This window comes from Paenibacillus sp. FSL L8-0333 (assembly GCF_037965665.1).
Classification (GTDB): Bacteria; Bacillota; Bacilli; order Paenibacillales; family Paenibacillaceae; genus Paenibacillus_AQ; species Paenibacillus_AQ odorifer.
The window spans coordinates 300,527-320,020 of sequence record NZ_CP150186.1; the positions used below are offsets into that span (position 1 = coordinate 300,527).

Below are 19,494 nucleotides of genomic sequence, written 5' to 3' on the forward strand. Positions count from 1 at the left end.
ACTTCCGCTCAGCCTTTTAGAGATGGCAGCGAGCTTTTAACATAGTGTTATGAATAGAAGGCGCATTGTAGTGGAGGATTCCGGCTATGGTGCGTCTTTTCTCGGAGTGCAATGGTGGTCGGTATGAGATTAGGGATGGAAAGGAGGAAGCGCGAGTGGCTAGTAAAAGCTATTATGATGCTTTGGGCGTGAGCAAAAAAGCTACTAAACAAGAAATTAAAAAGGCTTATCAGAAGCTTGCCAAGAAGTGGCATCCCGATGTTAACAAAGCCCCTGAGGCTGAGGCGAAATTCAAAGAAGCAGCTGAAGCTTATGAAGTACTTGGTAATGAGGATAAACGGAAACTCTATGATGAAGAGCTGCTTTATGGAGCTCAACGTGGCAGAGCTAGTGGAGGGGCGGCGAGTGGAGCCTCTTCTTGGGATTCAAGATTTGGTGGAAGTGGAAGCTGGAACGGTGGGACTTATTCAACGGGAGGTTCTGGTATTTCGGAGGAAGATTTATTCGGGATGTTTTTTGGAAATCGGGGCTCGGCGGATCGGGCTGGCTTTGATTTTTTCTCGGGAAGTGGAACGGGGCGTGCGAATGGCAATCCGTGGGGCGAGGCCCGCAGTACTATGCAGGCGCAGCTGGATATTACCTTGGAGCAGGCTTATAAGGGCGCCACTGTAAGAGTACAGGTCAGCGACAAAACGGTGGATGTGAACATTCCGCCCAGATCCCATGAGGGTACAATTATTAAAATCGCGGGAAACACTCCGGGTGGCGATGTGCTGCTGGCACTTCATATTCTTCCTCATGATATTTATGAGATTCGCGATGGTGACTTATATGGCATGGTTGAAATTGCTCCTTGGCAAGCGGTATTGGGCGGAGAAGTGAAGGTTCCATTACCGGGTGGCGGCGCCGTCAAATTGAAGATTCCAGCAGGAATTCAGAGCGGTAAAACGCTACGCATCCCCGGCAAGGGCTTAAAACGTGAGAATGGTGCGAACGGCGATATTTTATTTGGTATTGAGATTGTTATCCCTGAACCCACCAGCGAAGCGGAGAAAAATCTGTACCGAAAGCTGGCAGACTCCAGCCCTTTCGAAGCCAGAGCTAAACGTCAAAACACTGGCACCCAGCGGCAAAAGGCGAAAGTGGGTAATTAATAGATAGGTAGAAGAGGTAGAGGTGAGGTGATTTCACCCGTTTGTGATCAACTCTGGTTGGTGAATAAGGTGATTTGAATGCTAGTTGCAGAACAGTAACTTATTTAGCCACTAACTATAAAAGAACTTTTCGCTCAAACGGTGAAAGTCGGCACTATGGTGGGAAAAGAGAGTCAAAAGTGTACTAGAAAGCGCTAGATGAGGCTCGTTGGTCGAAAAGAAAGGCAAAAGTGCCTTAGAAAGTGCCGAATGGGGCTCGATGTGCGAAAAGAGAAGCAAAAGTGCCTTAGAAAGCGCTGAATTAGGCTCGTTGTTCGAAAAGAAAGTCAAAAGTGCCTTTAGAATGTGACGAATGGGGCTCGTTGGGCGAAAAGAGAGGCAAAAGTGCCTTAGAGTACGTCGAATGGGGCTCGATGTGCGAAAAGAACGGTAAAGATCCCGTAGAATGAGAGCAAACCAGCCAGTTACTCGAAAAGAACGGTAAAAATCCCGTAGAATGAGAGCAAAACTGCTAGTTACTCGAAAAGAACGGTAAAAGTCCCGTAGAACGAGCGTAAACCAGCTAGTTACTCGAAAAGAACGGTAAAAATCCCGTAGAATGAGCACAAACCAGCCAGTTACTCGAAAAGAACGGTAAAAGTCCCGTAGAATGAGCGCAAATCGGCTAGTTACTCGAAAAGAACGGTAAAAATCCCGTAGAATGAGAGCAAACCAGCCAGTTACTCGAAAAGAGCGGCAAAAATCCCGTAGATTGAGCACAAACCAGCTAGTTACTCGAAAAGAGCGGTAAAAATCCCGCAGAATGAGCACAAAGCGTTTAGTTACTCGAAAAGAACGGCAAAAATCCCGCAGAATGAGAGCAAACCAGCTAGTTACTCGAAAAGAACGGTATAAATCCCGCAGAATGAGCACAAAGCGTTTAGTTACTCGAAAAGAGCGGTAAAAATCCCGTAGAATGAGAGCAAACCAGCCAGTTACTCGAAAAGAACGGTAAAAATCCCGCAGAATGAGAGCAAATCGGCTAGTTACTCGAAAAGAACGGTAAAAATCCCGGAGAATGAGAGCAAACCAGCTAGTTACTCGAAAAGAGCGGTATAAATCCCGTAGATTGAGCACAAAACGGCTAGTTACTCGAAAAGAGCGGTAAAAATCCCGTAGATTGAGAGCAAATCAGCCAGTAGTCCGAAATCAACGGTATAAATCCCGCTAAATTAACCTATCCCCGGCCAAAAAGGCCGATTTAATATAATCACTCTTAAATAGAAAGGTGAGAGAGCTATGGATTTCAATAAATTAACTCAAAAGCTGCAGGAAGCAGTGGCTGCGGCGCAGTCGCTGGCATCAGACAGCGGTCATCAGGAGATCGATAATCTCCATCTGTTAAAAGCGTTGCTTCAGCAGCAAGAAGGTTTGCTGCCAAGATTGCTGCAAAAGATGAATATCCCTGTGGCTGAGCTGATGCGCAGCACGGATGAATTGCTTCAACGCAAGCCGAGCATCAGCGGGTCAGGAGCAAGCACGGTACGGCGTTACGCCTCGCAATCGCTGATTCATCTGCTGGAGCAGGCGGAGAAGGAAGCGGCGAAGATGCAGGATGAGTTTGTTTCTGTGGAGCATGCTGTGCTGGCCATGGTGTCAGATTCGAGCGGGGAGAATCGTGAGCTAAGGGATCTTTTTGTCCGCCGTGGGCTGACCCGTGAGAAGCTGATGTCGGTGCTTGCTGAGATTCGTGGACATCAGCGGGTAACCAGCCGGGAGCCAGAAGCTACTTATGAGGTGCTGGAGAAATACGGCCGTGATCTTGTAGCTGAGGTTCGGGCGGGCAAGATTGATCCAGTCATTGGTCGTGATGGCGAGATCCGCCGAGTAATCCGGATTTTGTCCCGTAAAACGAAAAATAACCCTGTGCTGATCGGTGAACCAGGTGTAGGGAAAACAGCCATTGTAGAAGGCTTGGCACACCGGATTGTACGCAAAGACGTACCGGAGGGTCTGAAGGATAAGACGATTTTTTCACTGGATATGAGTTCACTTGTGGCAGGCGCGAAGTTTCGTGGTGAATTCGAAGAACGCCTGCAGGCGGTATTGAGAGAGGTTCGCGAAAGCAACGGCCGCATTATTCTTTTTATTGATGAGCTGCATACGATTGTGGGCGCAGGTAAAACCGAAGGCTCGATGGATGCGGGTAATATGCTGAAGCCGATGTTGGCCCGGGGTGAGCTGCATTGTATCGGTGCCACAACGCTCGATGAATATCGCAAATATATAGAGAAGGACCCTGCGCTGGAACGCCGTTTCCAACAGGTGCTCGTGAGCGAACCCGATGTAGAGGATACGATCTCCATTTTGCGTGGTCTGAAGGAGCGGTTTGAAGTCCACCACGGGGTCAAAATCCATGACAGCGCCCTGGTAGCCGCAGGGGTATTGTCCAATCGTTATATTACGGATCGATTTTTACCGGATAAGGCGATTGACCTAGTGGACGAGGCTTGCGCCATGATCCGCACAGAGATAGACTCCATGCCGGGTGAGATGGATGAAGTGACCCGCCGCCTGATGCAGATGGAGATTGAAGAAGCGGCGCTTAAAAAAGAAACTGATGACGCCAGCAAACGCCGACTCGAAATATTGCAGCGCGAGCTCGCTGACCTGAAGGAGAAGCAGCTAGGGATGACGGCGCGCTGGGAGAAAGAGAAGTCGGCCATCCAAGGGATTCGCGACCTCAAAAAACGGCTGGAGCAAGCACGTAAGGATCTGGTCGATGCACAGGAGGAATATGATCTTAATAAGTCAGCCGAACTGAGCTACGGCATTATTCCTGATCTGGAGCGTCAGTTGAAAGCAGCGGAAGAAGCGGCACAGCAGGATCAGGATACAAGATTGCTACGTGAGGCTGTTACTGAAGAGGAAATCGCAGATATTGTCTCCCGCTGGACCGGCGTTCCGGTTAGCCGACTGGTAGAAGGCGAACGGGATAAGCTGCTGCGTCTGGAGGATACGCTGCATGAACGGGTAGTGGGCCAAGACGAAGCCGTCAGCTTGGTGGCCGATGCGGTGCTTCGGGCAAGAGCAGGAATCAAAGATCCGAATCGCCCGATTGGTTCATTCCTGTTCCTTGGCCCGACGGGTGTAGGGAAGACTGAGCTGGCTAAGTCGCTTGCGGTATCTCTTTTTGACCGCGAAGATGGCATGATCCGTATAGATATGTCGGAGTATATGGAAAAGCATAGTGTCTCCCGTCTCGTCGGCGCACCTCCAGGATATGTTGGATATGAGGAAGGCGGGCAGCTCACGGAAGCTGTGCGGCGTCAGCCTTATACTGTAGTGCTGCTCGATGAAGTGGAAAAGGCGCATCCCGATGTGTTTAACATTCTGCTGCAGCTGCTTGATGATGGACGGCTGACTGATTCACATGGTCGAATGGTTGACTTCAAGAATACAATCATCATTATGACTTCCAATATCGGTTCACCCCATCTGATTCAAGGCACCGATGAAAAAGGTCAGCTTACGGAAGCTGCCAAGGATAGAGTGATGAAGGAACTGAGTGGTCATTTCCGTCCAGAGTTCCTGAACCGGGTGGATGACATTGTAATGTTCAAGCCGCTGACACTGGGTGAGATCGAGAAAATTGTGGACAAACTGGTGGATGGATTGCGTCTACGTCTGGCAGAACGGGAGATCGGGCTGGCATTAACTGAATCGGCGGTGCGTTTTATCGCTAAGGAAGGTTTTGATCCTGTGTATGGGGCAAGACCGTTGAAAAGATTCATCCAGCGCAGCTTGGAGACACGTGTGGCACGTGCGATTATTGCTGGTGAAGCCGCAGAGGGATCAGTTATTCAGGTGGATGAATCCGGCAACGAGCTGACGGTAAGCATTCTGAAGCCAGAAGTCGATGGACCACAGAGTTCTGAATAAAAAAAGCGTCCACAAAACCGTAACGGCTTTGTGGACGTCCTTTTTATGGTAAGCCTCACTCCACCCAAGGGATTAGATGAGGCTGTTCATCCAAGATGGACATATATTGCTCTTTCCAGCCGTATTTGCCGTCGGGGTCGAGGAGCATATAACGCAGATATTTTTCGAGCCGGAACTCGGCTTTGGACCAACCGAGATGCTTGAGCCGCAGGTTGCTTAGCTGATGAGACAGCTCGAAGATATTTTCCGGGAATCGCCCACAGTGCTGTGGGGATTCATTCCATACATAGTTGAAGTCTTCTTTATAGCGAAGCAAAAAAGGGCGGTAGTTCAGATGAGAGCGCCAGTAGGTATCCTCCCTGTAATGGTTCGCGTTCCATAAATCGTAAAGGCGGAAGCAGAACAGATCGACCCCATCTGCATACAGCAAGGTATCTATATTTTCCGCAAAGCTGGCTTCAAAGATCTCATCCGCGTCCAGACTCAGAATCCACTCGGGATTTGTCTTTAGGACTTCCTCCCACTGCTGTTTTCGCAGCTCAATTTCATTGCTGAACTTGGATTCGGTATTATGCACGAGATGAACGGGAATGCCGTCAAGTGCTTCCAGACAGACAGCTGCTGTATTGTCGGTGCTGCCGTCATCAATAATGACAGCCTCATCGATATATTTGCGGTGTTCCTCCAGAACCTGTCGCAGGAAGCGCCCGCTTTCATTTTTTACAACCATGGTAAGGGTTAGCTTGGGGCGCTTTTTGGTTATAGGAGCAGCTGCAGCCTCATTGGAATTTTCCTCGATGGGTGTGGGTGCCGATTCAGCTTTTACCCCTGTTGTTTCTCTGATGAAATCTTCAACCTTGTTCAAATCACTATCTCTGTACAAATGAAGGGCAGGATAATGGGTGTCAGCAAATAGCGGAATGCCAAGGGCCGCGGCACGAATGCAGAAATGGCGATCCTCGCCCCAGTATGAAATGTTCCGGATCTGATTGTAGCTCACCCCGGCTTTTATCGCATGCTGGCTAATCAATGTACAAGCGCCGAGACCCCCCACTTCATAGATTCCAGGATTGCGTAGTTTGGCTATGAATTCATGAAATCTGCGGTTGATCTCCTCGGGTTGCAGTTTTTCGCCGGGAAGTATCTCCCACTGATTGTATTCGTCATGCATCCAGACCTGCGGCTGAAACATGGTATCTGGCTGCCACTGTGTCCAAAATACTTCTGAAATAATATCTTTGTTCGTCCCTATTAAATGTCTTAGCGTATCTGGGTGGAGGATGAGGTCAGAGTCGATCAGGAAGAGGTAGTCATAGTTCAGGGTTTGCGCTCGGTTAATCATGAGGTTTTTGAAGTTGGCGACTTTCCAGACTAAATCAGAACTCCAAAAGTGGGTCGTATCATTGCGAATGTACGCATCGTGAAAGCCGGAGCTTTGAATAAAAATATGCTCACCCTTGCTTTTGAATTCCTGGAGCAGCCGGCTGGACGCTTCATCATCATTGTCATCAATCAGATGGAAATCCAGTTCGATTTGCTCAATATTCAGGCGCAGCAGGGAATTCAGAAATTCTCGCAACACATTGGGCTTTTGATGGATCGGGCTGCCGATTAATACGCGTGTCTTATTCATTGCGGCCTCCTTGGGGGACTCTCCCTTTCTTCCGAGAGGTATAGGTATGTTCTCAATATATTTACAGTTAGATAGTAATAATCCTTATTTCGCAAAGTTCTTATAGTAAATGAGAAATGAGAGTTGGATAAATTGAACTTTTTAGATATATTAATTTTTATGGATCTGCTGTACAATTACCGGATAATTAGATAAGAATGCCAGCCAGATGAGCACAGGAATGAGACTATGGATAAATCACCACAAAAAGCTCAGTAGTTAATCGATCTGTTACTGGCCATGAATCCTCGTGCGGATGTGTTCTGGTATGATGTAAAGGTAAATACCGACCTCTGCTGGATGGGGATGTTGAGGAAATATACGTACCGGAAGAGACAGCGAAGACTGAAGCTCATATTGGTGGCTGAACAGAGTTTAGGAGAGTAGTCACGATGAAGCTGGTCCATCAAGGTTTTTATAACGGTCTGACTTTCCAACGTGTGGTTCGTGGATTTATTGTCCAAGGGGGTATTGCGACCCTTGGCATACTGTATTCGGAAGAGTCATTTCAGGTATGGACCATGTGGATACTTTAAAGCGTGGGGATGAGTCATGAAAAAGGTCGGAATTTTCAGTTCCCTCAATATTACATTAATGTGAAATGCTATCCATTGTAATTCCTAGTATCCCGATATACAATATAAAAAACAAACAAAGACAATATAGACACGGGGGAGAAACTTATGCGTAAAGGATTATCTGGAGTTATTACTTTGGTTTTGTTAACATTTTTGATTAGCGCGTGCTCCGGGGGAAATAACGCCGCTTCCACAAATACAAATCAGACGCCTACGGCTACTGAAGGATCGACAGCAAGCACTGAACCAAAAGATGGTGGCAACTTAATTATTGGGGTCGCTGCAGATCCTGTCATTCTAAATCCGAACTATGCTGGTGATCGTGTCAGTCTGACGATTGACCAAGCGCTCTACGCGCCATTGTTCCAAGTGAATAACGGAGAGAAGACCTTCTACTTGGCAGACAGCCTGACACTTTCCGAAGATAACCTGACTTATACATTGAAACTGAAAAGTGGACTAACTTGGCATGACGGAGAAAAGCTTACAGCTGACGATGTCGTGTTCACGATTGATAGCATCCTCGATGAGAAGCAAAACAGCATGTTGAGAGCGAACTTATTCATCGGTGATAAACCCGTTAAGGCAGTTAAGGTGGATGATCTGACTGTAGAGTTCAAGCTTCCGCAGGTCAGCCCAGCTTTTGAAGCTACACTAGTGCAAGTATTTCCGATTCCAAAGCATATTTTTGAGAATGAGACGGATCTAGAGAAAAGCACCAAGAATGCTGCTCCGGTTGGATCTGGCCCATTTAAATTTAAAGAATACAAAGCAGGCGAATATGTTACGCTCGAGAGATTTGATAACTACTTTGGTGGCAAACCACATCTTGATTCTATAACGTACCGGATTGCTAAAGATACGAATGCTGCGAATCTCGCACTTCAGAATGGTGAGATCAACATTAAATATCTAGATCCACAGGATGTTGGAACGATTGAGGCTTCGAACAATTTCGAAATCCTGCCTTATAGTGAAGGCCGATTGTCCTACCTGTTGTTCAATGCAAACAGTGATAGAGGTGCTCTTGCTAAAAAAGAAGTTCGTCAAGCCTTGTCTCTAGCCCTAAGTCGTGATGAAATCATTCAGGCTGCTTATACCTCTAACGAGTATGCAGACCCGGCGAAGTCCTTTTTGACTCCGGATGCATTGTTCTATACTAATGACGTACCTTCTTTTGATAATGATGTAGAAAAAGCCAAAGAGCTTCTGCAATCGGCAGGGGTTAGCGATCTGAAATTGAGATTGATTGTATCGAGCGGTAATAAAGCTCAGGAAGCCATTTCACTATACGTGCAGCAAAAGCTAAAGGCCATTGGCGCTGAAGTTGAACTGCAAAATATGGATGCCTCGGCATATGGTCAGAAATTCAGTGATATGAATTCAACAGATTTTGAACTTGCGATTGCAGGTTATATCATGGGTTACGATCCTGATGCTTACAGAATTTTGTATACATCTACTGCAGACTCTAACTACTCGCATTATAATAATGCTGAAGTCGATAAGTTGTTCAATGATGGTGCAGGAGAAGCAGATGTGACTAAACGTGGTGAGATCTATAAGAAGATCCAAGAGATCATTGCTGATGATGCACCGATTTATCCAATTGCTAATACTAAGACTATTGTAGCTGTCTCCAAGAACTACGGCGGTCTAGAAGAAGCAGTCTTGAAGCCTGTCGTTATTTTTGAAGATTTATCGAAAATCTACCTTAAATAAGAACGGGAAAAAATAAGCTGGTCAATCCAGCTTATTTTTTTACCGATATAGAACTGGGAGAATATACGTATGAGACAACTTATCGTCCGAAGATTACTGCAAACCCTGCCGATGCTGTTTTTTGTCTCGGTTGTGTGCTTTGCGATGATTAAGCTGGCTCCGGGGGATCCGGTACTATCCTTCGTTACGCCGAATATGCACGCGGATGATATTGAGCGCATCCGGCATAACCTTGGGCTGGATAAGCCAGCCTACATTCAATATTTTATATGGATCAAAGAAGTACTGCAGGGTAATTTCGGTTATTCCCTTGTGAATCATCAGCCTGTATTGGAGCAAATTCTAGAACGTTTACCTGCAACAGCAGGTTTGATGGGCAGTGCAATCGGCTTAGCCGTTCTGTTGGCGATCCCGATGGGTCTGCTTGCTGGAGCTAACCGGAACCGCTGGGTGGATAAACTAATTAACTTTTTATCCTATATCGGAATTTCAGTACCTTTATTTTGGCTGGCCATATTACTTATGTACTTATTTGCAATTAAGCTGCACCTGCTGCCTATTATGGGGATGCGAACCATTGGTGTGGAATCAGCGGTTGATGTATTGAAGCATGGTATTCTGCCTTGCGCCGTATTGGCTTTTGGATTTCTGGCCGGTTACGTACGATACATCCGCTCTAGTACGATTGGACAGCTAAAAGAAGAGTATGTGCAGATTCAATATGCTTTTGGATCCAGCAAGACAACGATTCTGTTCCGTCACGTGCTTAAGCATGTACTGTTGCCAGTAATTACATTGCTCGGGATGTCGATGGGTGATCTGGTGGCGGGTGCAATTGTAACGGAGACGGTATTTTCATGGCCGGGTATTGGCTCTTTAGGGATGACTGCGGTTAAAGGGATGGATTATCCCGTAATTATGGGAATAACTTTGTTCTCTTCTTTAATGCTGATCATCGGCAATCTGGTCGCGGATATTCTATATAGCTTCGTGGACCCACGAATTAAATTAACGAGGTGACCTCATGAATCGCAGTAAATGGAAAAGTGTTGGAGATGAGCTATTTACGAATAAATTGGGTGTCGCAGCCCTCATTACTTTAATCGTCTTCACACTAGGCTCTATATTTGCTTTTTTGTCCGGACATGATCCGAATGCAATGGATGTTTTGGCACGTTTGAAAGCGCCCGGAGCGGATCATTGGTTTGGTACGGATGATTACGGCCGGGATTATTTTGCCCGAGCTTTGTATGGTGGCCGGGTATCTTTGCTAGTTGGTTTTGCTTCAATGATCATTGCCACGGGTATAGGTGTGACGGTGGGCGTAATCAGTGGATATTTTGGCGGATGGATTGATAATCTATTGATGCGGATGCTTGATGTAGTGATGTCCATTCCATCTTTCCTTGTGCTGCTGCTGCTCAGCGTATTTCTGAAGCCGAGTGTAGGAAACATCATTTTAATTATTGCTCTATTAATGTGGATGAACATTGCCCGTGTGATTCGTGCGGAGACGATGACGATTAAAGAACGGGAATATGTACTATATGCAAAAGCTTCCGGCCAGAGCAACTTCGGAATTATCTGGCGTCATATTCTTCCGGGGCTAGTACCTGTTGTGATTGTAGGTGCGACGAATAATATCGCTTCCGCGATTATGATGGAGTCGTCCCTAAGCTTCCTTGGGTTCGGGGTACAACCTCCGAATGCCACTTGGGGCAGTATGCTTAACAATGCACAGGGATATATCGCTCAGGCACCTTATTTGGCATTGTTCCCGGGGTTATTGATACTACTAACGGTTCTGAGCTTTAATGTTCTGGGCGATATTTTGCGGGTTGGCTTTGAACCGAAGCTGATCCGAAGATAGGAGTGTGAAGACATCATGACGGAACGGCTATTGTCTGTTGAGAATTTGAAGGTTTCCTTCCAAACTCGAGATGGGGAGAATCAGGCAGTTCGTGGCGTTAGCTTTCATATAGATGCTGGAGAAACGGTAGGGATTGTTGGTGAATCCGGAAGCGGGAAAAGTGTAACTGCGAAGGCGATTATGTCGTTGATTACACCTCCGGGTAAAATTATCGCTGGAAATATCAATTTTCGTGGTGAGAATTTATCTAACCTTTCGGAAAAAGAGTGGAGAAAACTGCGTGGCAACCGCATAGCGATGGTGTTTCAGGATCCCATGACCTCTCTTAATCCTGTGAAAAAAATCGGCCAGCAGCTTACGGAGGTCATCCGGCGGCATCGCGGCTTAAATAAGGAAGAAGCGTTCAAAGAAGCAGCAAGTATCCTGCGGCAGGTGGGTATAAATAATCCTGAGCAGCGGCTGCAGCAGTATCCGCATGAATTCAGCGGCGGGATGCGGCAGCGGGTCATGATCGCCATGGCTCTTTCCTGCCAGCCAGAGCTATTGATTGCGGATGAGCCGACAACTGCGCTTGATGTAACGATACAGGCCCAAATTCTTGATCTTTTTAAAGAGCTAAAAAATAATACCAGTACAGCTATAGCACTGATCACCCATGATTTGGGTGTGGTGGCTCAGGTATGTACACGGGTTATCGTAATGTATGGTGGACTAGTGATGGAGGAAGGTACGGTGGAGGATATTTTTTATCGCCCACAGCATCCTTACACGAAAGGTCTGCTTCGCTCGATTCCGAAACGTGACGGCAAATCGCGTGAACGTCTAATTCCAATCGAAGGCACACCTCCGGATTTGTTGAATCCTCCTTCTGGCTGTCCCTTTATGGAGCGTTGCCCTAATGCTTTTGCCCGTTGCAGCGAACGTCCTCCGGTAATCGAATTATCGCCCGGTCACCGTTCGATGTGCTGGTTAGCAGATGGTGTGCAGGAGACTCCAGCCGTAGCTGGCGTTGAAGGGAGCGGTTCGGTTGAGTGACAATAAGATTCTAGTGGACGTAAATAATCTCAAAAAACATTTCTCCAAAGGCAAGGATATGTGGGGACGCGATACATCGGTGCTTAAGGCAGTAGATGGCGTAAGCTTTCAGATTCGTCAGGGAGAGACCTTTGGGCTGGTTGGAGAGTCAGGAAGCGGCAAGTCCACGGTTGGACGCTGCTTGCTGCGCTTATATGATTACACAGACGGTGAAGTGTCTTTTGACGGGCAGCCGCTGAGCAAGCTTGGAGAGAAGCAGTTAAAACCTTTTCGCAGACGCATTCAGTCGATCTTCCAAGATCCCTATTCTTCACTTAATCCAAGCTTAAATGTGCTTGATCTGATCAGTGAGCCTATGAAAATCCACGGCATCCACGAAGGTGAAGAACGCAAAGAAGCTGTTGCGGCATTGCTGGAAAAGGTAGGTTTAAAAAGAGAACATCTCTACCGCTTCCCGCATGAATTCAGCGGTGGACAACGCCAGCGGATTTCGATTGCCAGAGCATTGTCCGTAAGACCTGAGTTTGTCGTGTGTGATGAGCCGATCTCAGCGCTGGACGTGTCTGTCCAGGCCCAGGTAGTGAACATGCTGGAGGATTTGCAGTCCGAATTTGGCTTGACCTATCTCTTTGTCGCACATGATCTGTCGATGGTACGGCATATTTCTGACCGGATCGGCGTGATGTATGGCGGTCGACTAGTAGAGGTAGCCGAAAGTGATGAGCTGTACGATAATCCTATTCATCCTTATACAAAGGCGCTGCTGTCTTCCATCTTGGAGACGGATCCCCGGCGGGCCAATCAGAGAATTATTTTAGACGGATACTCGCAAGAGTACGGCAGAGCTGAGACTTCTACACTACAGGAAGTAAGCCCGGGCCATTATGTTGCTTATGATTTTACGGTATGATTAGACTCTATATATAGATTGGGAGGGATCAGAATGTCAGAGAACTTAAACCGGGTAAAGTTATCCCAGTGGGATGCGTTATTGGTGGAATCACTCCGCTCCTTGGGGTGGTCTGATGAGGATATTCTTCGTAAAGTGGCAGAGGGCGATTTGCCCGTTGACGAGAGCGAATACCAATTTGATTATAAGCAGCTGACCACGTTGCAGTCAGAGCAGCCGGAGTTGTTCGGGCAAGCGGTGAAGACAGGCTATCAGATCAAATACAATACGATTCGTGGGATTCGCAGCTGGATATGGGTAGCTCTGGGCAAAGAAGCGGCTCTGGAGCTTGAGGAAGGTAAGGAAGCCGCTGAGGTGGCTTTAACCTTGGCCGAGAAGGAACGTTTGGCCTCTGTGTTGTCCTTCGGTTGGCAGATCGAGAGCGATACGAAGGCAGCGGATGGAGATACAGCTGTCTACCGGATTGCGCCGATTGGACGATAAGCTGAATAGCTACAGTAAAAAACGATTGTTGCGGGGAAGGACTCCCTGTGCACAATCGTTTTTTTTTTGTTATATTTCTCGCTTAAATGCTTATCATTAATATACGCTTACCGCTGGGTAAGCTACCTCATATTGTGCAGCCTCAATCCAGCTTCCTGTCTTAAAATCTCTGCCCCGGACAAGCACTTTATCGCTATACACTTCCACATAGAAGCCTTGGCTGCCCGTCTTATGTTTATCTTCATTAGTCCAAAGATAGGCGACAGAAGCAGCATTAAACATCGTTGCGATCTCTCCATGGCCAGGGAACATAGTGTTGTTTACCTCCAGCTCCCAATGGGTATGTCCAGTGAATAACAAGGTCTGGGGATATCTCGACAGAATTTCTTTTAATTCCTTATCTTGTGTGACACCATACCAATCTTGCGATTCCAGTGATCCGGCTACGGTGTCTTTAAGCGGTTGATGCAGGAAGAGAAAGATAGGCTGCTCTGGTGAAGCTTGCTCTCCAAGCTTATGCTCCAGCCAATCAAGCTGCTCAGAGGAGAGATCACAGAACTTGGGCAATCCTTGCTCCGTCCCTAGCAAAATAAAATGATAACCATTGATCCAGTGATCATGATAGGGTCCGGACATTCCGGTCTGTGACGTATACATTCCTAAACGTGATTCCCAATTTCCGAGCCCCACATCATGATTGCCTAAGGTAAAGGTAATCTCGGGCAGGTCGTTTTTATATTGTTTGAGGATACGAAGCATTTCTTCGTATTCAGCAGGGAAGCCGTGGTCTGTGACATCACCGATATGCATAATCCCGCTGCTGCCTTCCCCATGCGCTGCTATATCACGGAGTGCCAGCTCGAAGTTAAGATTGTACTCATGATTGCGGTCAGCAGTGACATGGGTATCCGTAATGATCTGAAAGGTGATAACTGGTTTATCTTCAGGTGATGTGTTCGTACTCATGTTTGGGCATCCTCCTTCATCTATGAACCTATCCAATACTGTTGCTGTTCGCTAATGCGTCTTGCCGCTAATGTTCAGTCCTATGATCCCGACAATGATGACGGCTATCCATAGTAGTGAGGATAGGGTTAGCTTTTCTTCAAAGAACAGGGTTCCTATGAAGGAAATCAGAATGATTCCCGCTCCTGACCATATCGCATAAGCTACGCCTACCTTAATCGAGGTGAGAGCATAATTCAGGGAGGTGAAGCTGGCTCCATAGAACAGGAACATAAGCACGGAAGGCCAGAGCTGGGTGAACCCCTGAGATATTTTCATTGAGATGGTCCCTGAGAGTTCGAACACAATAGCCAGCGTCAGAAACATCCATGCCCACATTCCTTCTATTCTCACAGGGAAGTAACCTCAATTCTGAGCTCAGCATAAGATTGTACAATGAGATCTGCATCCGGGAGAATATGTGTTGAAGCACTAGTACCTTCGCTTTCTGCTAGGCCGATAGCTACCTGTACACCCGCTGCTTTAGCCATTCGCATATCCCCGTTAGTATCGCCGATAACCGCTGTGTACGCGGGTTCCACGGCTAACCTTTTGCAGGCCAGCTGCACCATGTCGGGGAAAGGTTTACCCTGATCCACAAGATCTGTTCCAATTACTTCGGAGAAATAATGCCGTATGCCCAGCCATTGGAGATGTTTGTCTGCGGCCTCTGTTTCATCTGCGGTCACCACGGCGAGAGGGATGCCTGCACTCACGCACTCATCAAGAAAACGATGAAGTCCCGGAAGGGAGTGAACAGGGCGTTTCTCTTCTAACATAACATCCGCTTCGAGACGGCATTGATGGACAAGCTCCATGGACTCCGCCCAAGATAAACCTTGCAGATAACCCTGCCATGACAGAATGGCATAAAGATCACTCATAGTCCCCATAGCCAGCGGTCCGTTGCGATCATAATCGGTAATGCTCCCCTGGGCATTGTGTATAGTTCCCATTAATGCAGGGAGCTGCTCTTCTGCAATCTGTAGTCCTTTTTCCTTCATATACTTCGTGAATCTCTCTAAAAAACATTCGCCCCAGCTGCCCCAGAGGGATACGAACTGGAGCAGCGTACCATCCTTATCGAATAGAATAGCTGCTACAGTGTATCTGCCTTGCGGAGTGATGAGCTCAGACATGAAGTCCACCGCCCTTTATTTTAATTTATCAAGCGCTGCTTGTGCCGTTTCTTGTGCTTCCTTAAGTGCTTGTGCTGCTGGGATATTCTCAATTTGCACCTTATCTGCGGCGATTGTCAACGCATCGTTAATTTTGCCGCCAGTTGGGTCTTGGAAAGGTGCAGAACCATGAGAAGCTTGCATCAATGGGACCTTAATCTGTGGATTGCTTTCGCTGAATGACACAAATGCCGGGTCTTGCAATGCGGATTGGCGCACCGAAATATATCCCGTATTAATGGACCAGGACGCAGTATTCTCAGCATTTGTGAAGTAGGTTAGCCATTTCATAGCTGCTTCCTTTTCACTGTCGTTAGCTTTGGATAGAATGCCGGCCATAAGTGCTTGGGCTACGGGTTTGCCCTCACCGATCCCTGCCCAGCCTGGCTGCTCCATAGCCGAAACAATGCTGAAGTCCAAGTCGCCCTGATCGCCGCTGGAGCCGGTGTAGCCTGCGGATTGACCCTTCATTACATCGTCAATCGTCTTGTACCAATACTCCCAGCCTTGACCGCCGGAATGAATTCGCATGATCTTATCCTCGTGAATCCACTTGCGGAACAAATCCCAGGTTTCAATCCACTCTTTAGAGTCGACCATAACTTGTTTTCCATCCTCACTAAGGATAGTGCCTCCTTTGCTGAGTACGGCATCAATCATGTTCCCTGAACCCCACATAGGCTCCCAACCATAAAGGGTGGTTTTGCCGCCGTCCTTCACTGTCATTTTCGCAGCTGCGGCAGCTAGATCTTCCCAAGTCTTTAGTGTGCTCGCATCAATCCCATTCTTCTCAAAAACATCTTTGCGATAGTACATGACCTGCGTTGTTCCATACATCGGCAGGAAGTATTGCTTACCATCAACCTGGCCCTGATTTAGAAAGGTTTGGACAAAATCCTCTTTATTAAAATCTGGCTGCAGTGCCATAAGCTCGTCTATCGGAGCGAAATATCCTTTACGGGCCCAATCTACATTGGAGGAGAGAGCAGCCGCAGGCACTTTTCCTATAGCGATAGCTGCTTGCAGCTTCTGTTCGGTTTCAGTGTAGTCTGCCTGCGCGATACCTTTGACGATGACCTCTTGCTGAGAGGTATTAAATTTCTGAATCAGTGCCTCCATATTCTCACCAAGCTTGCCGCCGAGACCATACCAGAATTCAATCGTTACCGGCGCATTTTGTGTGGGTGCAGCCTCTGTGGAGGGGGAGGAAGAAGCTCCATTTGCCGCTGTAACATTGCCTGTATTCGCATTTCCTCCGCAAGCTGTTAACATTGTAAATCCGGCAACCAAAGACAGGGTGGACAGTCTCTTCAATACGTTCATCATCATTCTCCTCTTATTAAAATAGAATTGTTAGCTTATCCTTTGCTGGAACCAGCGGTCATGTTGACACTTTGCATGATCGTTTTCTGAGCTAGTAGAAATACTAGCAGCAACGGGGCGATGGTGAATGCGCTAGCGGCCATGATCAGCGGCCATTTTAATCCGTAAGCACCTCCTTGAGTAAAGAAACTACGCAGACCCGCCGAGACTAGCTGGAGATTAGGGTCTTTGGTGATCAGCATCGGCCAGAAATAGTTATTGTACTGATCAATGAAGGTGATCAGGGCTAGCACAGCAAAGGAAGAACGTGTAATGGGGACAAGAATGGTCCACAGAATCCGCATATGCGAGGAACCGTCCACTTCTCCAGCCTCCACTAGCTCATGGGGAACCTGAAGGAAGGCCTGGCGAATTAGAAAAATGGAGAAGACACTTACACAGTTGGATAGAATTAATCCGGCATATGAATCCAGTAGATGGAGCTGGGACAATACCAAATATCCGGGAAGATAAACAGCGGTGGCTGGAACCATGTAGCCGAAAAGAATAACGCCTGAGAACAGCCCTCTGAAGCGGAATTTCATATGCGTAAGCGCATAGGCCATCATCCCGGAATTTATTACCTGCAAAATAACAATCGACACAGCGACAAATATGCTATTGCCCATATATCTGAAGAAAGGGGCTTCGTGCCAGGCGGCTGAAAAATTACTCCACAGCGGATCCTTAGGCCAGATTGTGGGCGGAGACTGCCAGATTTCATCATTGGTTTTTAAGGCGCTGGTGACCATCCAATAGAAGGGGAAGGCCATGATCAGTGCAATAGCTGTAAAAAATAGATGGCGGGTCAGCTTGCCCACGCGTACGATCGTTGCATTCATCAGTCGTTCTCCTTTACAGCAGTTGTTATTGATAATGGGTTGTCCGTTTACTAACCTCTAGCGAGACTACGGATAGCAGCATACATATAAATACCAGAACCATTGCGACACTAGAGGCTTCTCCAATCTGGAAGGCTTCAAAAGCAGACTGATAATACATATAGAGCAAGGTGCGTGTTGATCCTGAGGGTCCACCTTGTGTAAGTACGTTAATCTGGTCGTAAGCCTGTAACGCCCCGATGATCTGTACGATGAACAGAAACAGTGTCGTTGGTGAGATAAGCGGTAAGGTAATGCGGATGAACTTTTGAACAGCATTTGCTCCATCCAGTTGAGCAGCTTCCAGCAGATCCGTAGGGACATTGCGTAGTGCTACCAAGTAAAAAATCATCGCCCAGCCTACCGATTTCCATATCGTCACGAGCAGAACGCCGAGCAGCGCCCATTTAGGATCTTGAAGCCAGCCGATTTTTTCTAGACCTAATAGATCAAGTACAGTATTGGCAAGGCCGATTTCGGGTTCATAGATCCAGGACCACACAATGGATACAGCCACGGTCGGCGTGACCCAAGGGGAGAACAGCAATACCTGATAGAGGGTGGAGCCTTTCAGCTTCCCGTTCATCAGGAGTGCTAGTCCAAGTCCGATCAGAATAACGGGCAGCACACTTCCCGCACAGAATAACAGAGTCACTCTAAGTGCTTTATAGAAGGCAGGATTGCTGAACAGATCCAGATAGTTGGTTAGTCCGACAAAGGTTTTCTCGGGGCTCATGAAGTCCCATTCGGTAAAGCTGAGATAAAATACATAAAGTAATGGCGCTAGCCAAAATACAACGAATGGAATCATTGCCGGCAAGGTGAAGAGCACCGGTTTCAACTCCCCTATAAATCTCGAACGTTTCATTATTCTGTCGATACCCCATTCCATCTTCTGTTTTTTGCGGTATAATTCTGAGGAAAGCTCTTCCGTTCAAAAAAAATTGTACACTCATCGAGCGGCTGCGTGGTCAAGTGGACGTAAAGATCGATGCGAGATTATGTAAAAATTTAAGAGATTAACGCAGGTAGTTGCTATTTTGTGTAAAATAGAAGGGCAGATTCTAAGTGGAATGAAGGTGCAGCTATGAAACAGGTAGCCTTTGGTGAAGAGAATAAAGACTTATCTCCACGCGAGCAGCTGCTGCGTCCAATGATCGATGCGATTGCTCAGACGATGGACCTATATGGTGCGAATTATTCATTCGGGCAGCTGTATGGAATTATGTTCTTCGAAGACCGTCCGATGACGCTTGAAGAGATGAAGAATGTGATGAATATGAGCAAGAGTAATATGAGCTATGGGGTCCGTTCTTTGATGGCCTCCAAGATGGTCACTAAGCTGGAGGAGAAGCGGGACCGAAAGGATCTGTATGCAGTGGAAACAGATTTCTTTCAGACCTTTAAGAACTTTTTTGGGATGAAGCTGCAGCGGGAGATTGATGTCATGAAGCACGCTTTAGACGTTGTCATTCCTGAGCTGGAGGGACTGGTTCAAGCCGTAGATACATCTGAGGAGGAGCGGCAATTCTGCCTGAAGGATCTGGAGAAGCTGGAGCATGCCGTCCAATATTATCATTGGCTGCAGCAGTTCGTGGACGAGCTTGGGGAAGAGAATTACTTCGCAGATAAGAGAAGGTCCTAGACCGTCTACATTCACATATAGATGTACATAATTGTATATAAATCTCCATTTTTGCAGGGTGTTCCTTAAGCCGATTCG

16 protein-coding genes and 1 pseudogene are annotated in these 19,494 nt (G+C 47.1%); 10 read left to right on the forward strand and 7 right to left on the reverse strand.

The features are described from left to right. Positions 1-155 precede the first annotated feature (155 nt). Entirely contained in the window at positions 156-1,154 is a 999-nt protein-coding gene (locus NYE72_RS01365) for a J domain-containing protein (protein WP_169744732.1), read from the forward strand. A 1,278-nt stretch (positions 1,155-2,432) separates the two neighbouring features. Then, complete coding sequence (gene clpB, locus NYE72_RS01370; RefSeq protein ID WP_326046941.1) at positions 2,433-5,075, forward strand: ATP-dependent chaperone ClpB; 2,643 nt, start codon at positions 2,433-2,435, stop codon at positions 5,073-5,075. A 55-nt stretch (positions 5,076-5,130) separates the two neighbouring features. Here clpB and NYE72_RS01375 read toward each other — a convergent pair whose 3' ends face one another. Next, positions 5,131-6,708, reverse strand: a complete 1,578-nt coding sequence (locus NYE72_RS01375) for a glycosyltransferase (RefSeq protein ID WP_339211139.1) — start codon at positions 6,706-6,708, stop codon at positions 5,131-5,133. Between the two features lie 434 nt (positions 6,709-7,142). Here NYE72_RS01375 and NYE72_RS01380 point away from each other — a divergent pair. The 7 genes and pseudogenes from NYE72_RS01380 to NYE72_RS01410 all read left to right on the forward strand — a co-directional run. Continuing rightward, positions 7,143-7,303 (forward strand): annotated as a pseudogene (locus tag NYE72_RS01380) (peptidylprolyl isomerase); the annotation flags it as partial. A gap of 127 nt (positions 7,304-7,430) precedes the next feature. Beyond that, positions 7,431-9,047, forward strand: coding sequence for an ABC transporter substrate-binding protein (locus tag NYE72_RS01385; protein WP_076141416.1), 1,617 nt, complete (start codon positions 7,431-7,433; stop codon positions 9,045-9,047). A gap of 69 nt (positions 9,048-9,116) precedes the next feature. Next, complete coding sequence (locus NYE72_RS01390) at positions 9,117-10,067, forward strand: ABC transporter permease (RefSeq protein WP_036687292.1); 951 nt, start codon at positions 9,117-9,119, stop codon at positions 10,065-10,067. A 4-nt stretch (positions 10,068-10,071) separates the two neighbouring features. Then, on the forward strand, positions 10,072-10,917 hold the full coding sequence (locus NYE72_RS01395) for an ABC transporter permease (RefSeq protein WP_036687295.1): 846 nt from the start codon (positions 10,072-10,074) through the stop codon (positions 10,915-10,917). A 15-nt stretch (positions 10,918-10,932) separates the two neighbouring features. Then, positions 10,933-11,952 carry an ABC transporter ATP-binding protein gene (locus NYE72_RS01400; protein ID WP_036687296.1) on the forward strand — a complete coding sequence of 340 codons (1,020 nt, stop codon included), beginning with the start codon at positions 10,933-10,935 and terminating at the stop codon, positions 11,950-11,952. Next, the gene (locus tag NYE72_RS01405) at positions 11,945-12,862 is read left to right on the forward strand and encodes an ATP-binding cassette domain-containing protein (RefSeq protein ID WP_280513446.1); all 918 of its coding nucleotides are present in this window, start codon (positions 11,945-11,947) and stop codon (positions 12,860-12,862) included. The genes NYE72_RS01400 and NYE72_RS01405 overlap by 8 nt, the downstream gene beginning before the upstream one ends. 33 nt (positions 12,863-12,895) lie before the next feature. After that, positions 12,896-13,345: a hypothetical protein gene (locus NYE72_RS01410; protein WP_076147623.1), complete on the forward strand. Its 450-nt coding sequence runs from the start codon at positions 12,896-12,898 to the stop codon at positions 13,343-13,345. A gap of 96 nt (positions 13,346-13,441) precedes the next feature. Here NYE72_RS01410 and NYE72_RS01415 read toward each other — a convergent pair whose 3' ends face one another. The 6 genes from NYE72_RS01415 to NYE72_RS01440 are packed head-to-tail and all read right to left on the reverse strand — an operon-like array spanning position 13,442 to position 18,639. Beyond that, positions 13,442-14,311, reverse strand: coding sequence for a metallophosphoesterase (locus tag NYE72_RS01415; protein ID WP_339211141.1), 870 nt, complete (start codon positions 14,309-14,311; stop codon positions 13,442-13,444). 51 nt (positions 14,312-14,362) lie between these two features. Then, a complete protein-coding gene (locus NYE72_RS01420; RefSeq protein WP_038574002.1) occupies positions 14,363-14,689 on the reverse strand; it encodes a multidrug efflux SMR transporter in 327 nt (108 codons plus the stop codon). A gap of 11 nt (positions 14,690-14,700) precedes the next feature. Further along, positions 14,701-15,489, reverse strand: a complete 789-nt coding sequence (locus NYE72_RS01425; RefSeq protein WP_038568255.1) for an HAD family hydrolase — start codon at positions 15,487-15,489, stop codon at positions 14,701-14,703. A 15-nt stretch (positions 15,490-15,504) separates the two neighbouring features. Then, the gene (locus NYE72_RS01430; protein WP_339212043.1) at positions 15,505-16,851 is read right to left on the reverse strand and encodes an ABC transporter substrate-binding protein; all 1,347 of its coding nucleotides are present in this window, start codon (positions 16,849-16,851) and stop codon (positions 15,505-15,507) included. Positions 16,852-16,886: 35 nt separating this feature from the next. Beyond that, entirely contained in the window at positions 16,887-17,732 is an 846-nt protein-coding gene (locus NYE72_RS01435) for a carbohydrate ABC transporter permease (RefSeq protein ID WP_051491496.1), read from the reverse strand. Between the two features lie 25 nt (positions 17,733-17,757). Further along, complete coding sequence (locus tag NYE72_RS01440; protein ID WP_036687311.1) at positions 17,758-18,639, reverse strand: sugar ABC transporter permease; 882 nt, start codon at positions 18,637-18,639, stop codon at positions 17,758-17,760. A gap of 219 nt (positions 18,640-18,858) precedes the next feature. Between NYE72_RS01440 and NYE72_RS01445 the strand changes: the two genes are divergently transcribed. Then, positions 18,859-19,416 (forward strand): transcriptional regulator, encoded by a 558-nt coding sequence (locus NYE72_RS01445; protein ID WP_076101159.1) that lies wholly within the window; start codon positions 18,859-18,861, stop codon positions 19,414-19,416. Positions 19,417-19,494: the final 78 nt, after the last annotated feature.

What these genes read in the sequence shown, in the direction of transcription:
- clpB (WP_326046941.1), top strand. Translation starts at nt 2,433, where the DNA reads ATGGATTTCAATAAATTAACTCAAAAGCTGCAGGAAGCAGTGGCTGCG.
- NYE72_RS01375 (WP_339211139.1), bottom strand. Translation starts at nt 6,708, where the DNA reads ATGAATAAGACACGCGTATTAATCGGCAGCCCGATCCATCAAAAGCCC.
- NYE72_RS01385 (WP_076141416.1), top strand. Translation starts at nt 7,431, where the DNA reads ATGCGTAAAGGATTATCTGGAGTTATTACTTTGGTTTTGTTAACATTT.
- NYE72_RS01390 (WP_036687292.1), top strand. Translation starts at nt 9,117, where the DNA reads ATGAGACAACTTATCGTCCGAAGATTACTGCAAACCCTGCCGATGCTG.
- NYE72_RS01395 (WP_036687295.1), top strand. Translation starts at nt 10,072, where the DNA reads ATGAATCGCAGTAAATGGAAAAGTGTTGGAGATGAGCTATTTACGAAT.
- NYE72_RS01400 (WP_036687296.1), top strand. Translation starts at nt 10,933, where the DNA reads ATGACGGAACGGCTATTGTCTGTTGAGAATTTGAAGGTTTCCTTCCAA.
- NYE72_RS01410 (WP_076147623.1), top strand. Translation starts at nt 12,896, where the DNA reads ATGTCAGAGAACTTAAACCGGGTAAAGTTATCCCAGTGGGATGCGTTA.
- NYE72_RS01415 (WP_339211141.1), bottom strand. Translation starts at nt 14,311, where the DNA reads ATGAGTACGAACACATCACCTGAAGATAAACCAGTTATCACCTTTCAG.
- NYE72_RS01420 (WP_038574002.1), bottom strand. Translation starts at nt 14,689, where the DNA reads ATGTGGGCATGGATGTTTCTGACGCTGGCTATTGTGTTCGAACTCTCA.
- NYE72_RS01425 (WP_038568255.1), bottom strand. Translation starts at nt 15,489, where the DNA reads ATGTCTGAGCTCATCACTCCGCAAGGCAGATACACTGTAGCAGCTATT.
- NYE72_RS01430 (WP_339212043.1), bottom strand. Translation starts at nt 16,851, where the DNA reads ATGAACGTATTGAAGAGACTGTCCACCCTGTCTTTGGTTGCCGGATTT.
- NYE72_RS01435 (WP_051491496.1), bottom strand. Translation starts at nt 17,732, where the DNA reads ATGAATGCAACGATCGTACGCGTGGGCAAGCTGACCCGCCATCTATTT.
- NYE72_RS01440 (WP_036687311.1), bottom strand. Translation starts at nt 18,639, where the DNA reads ATGAAACGTTCGAGATTTATAGGGGAGTTGAAACCGGTGCTCTTCACC.
- NYE72_RS01445 (WP_076101159.1), top strand. Translation starts at nt 18,859, where the DNA reads ATGAAACAGGTAGCCTTTGGTGAAGAGAATAAAGACTTATCTCCACGC.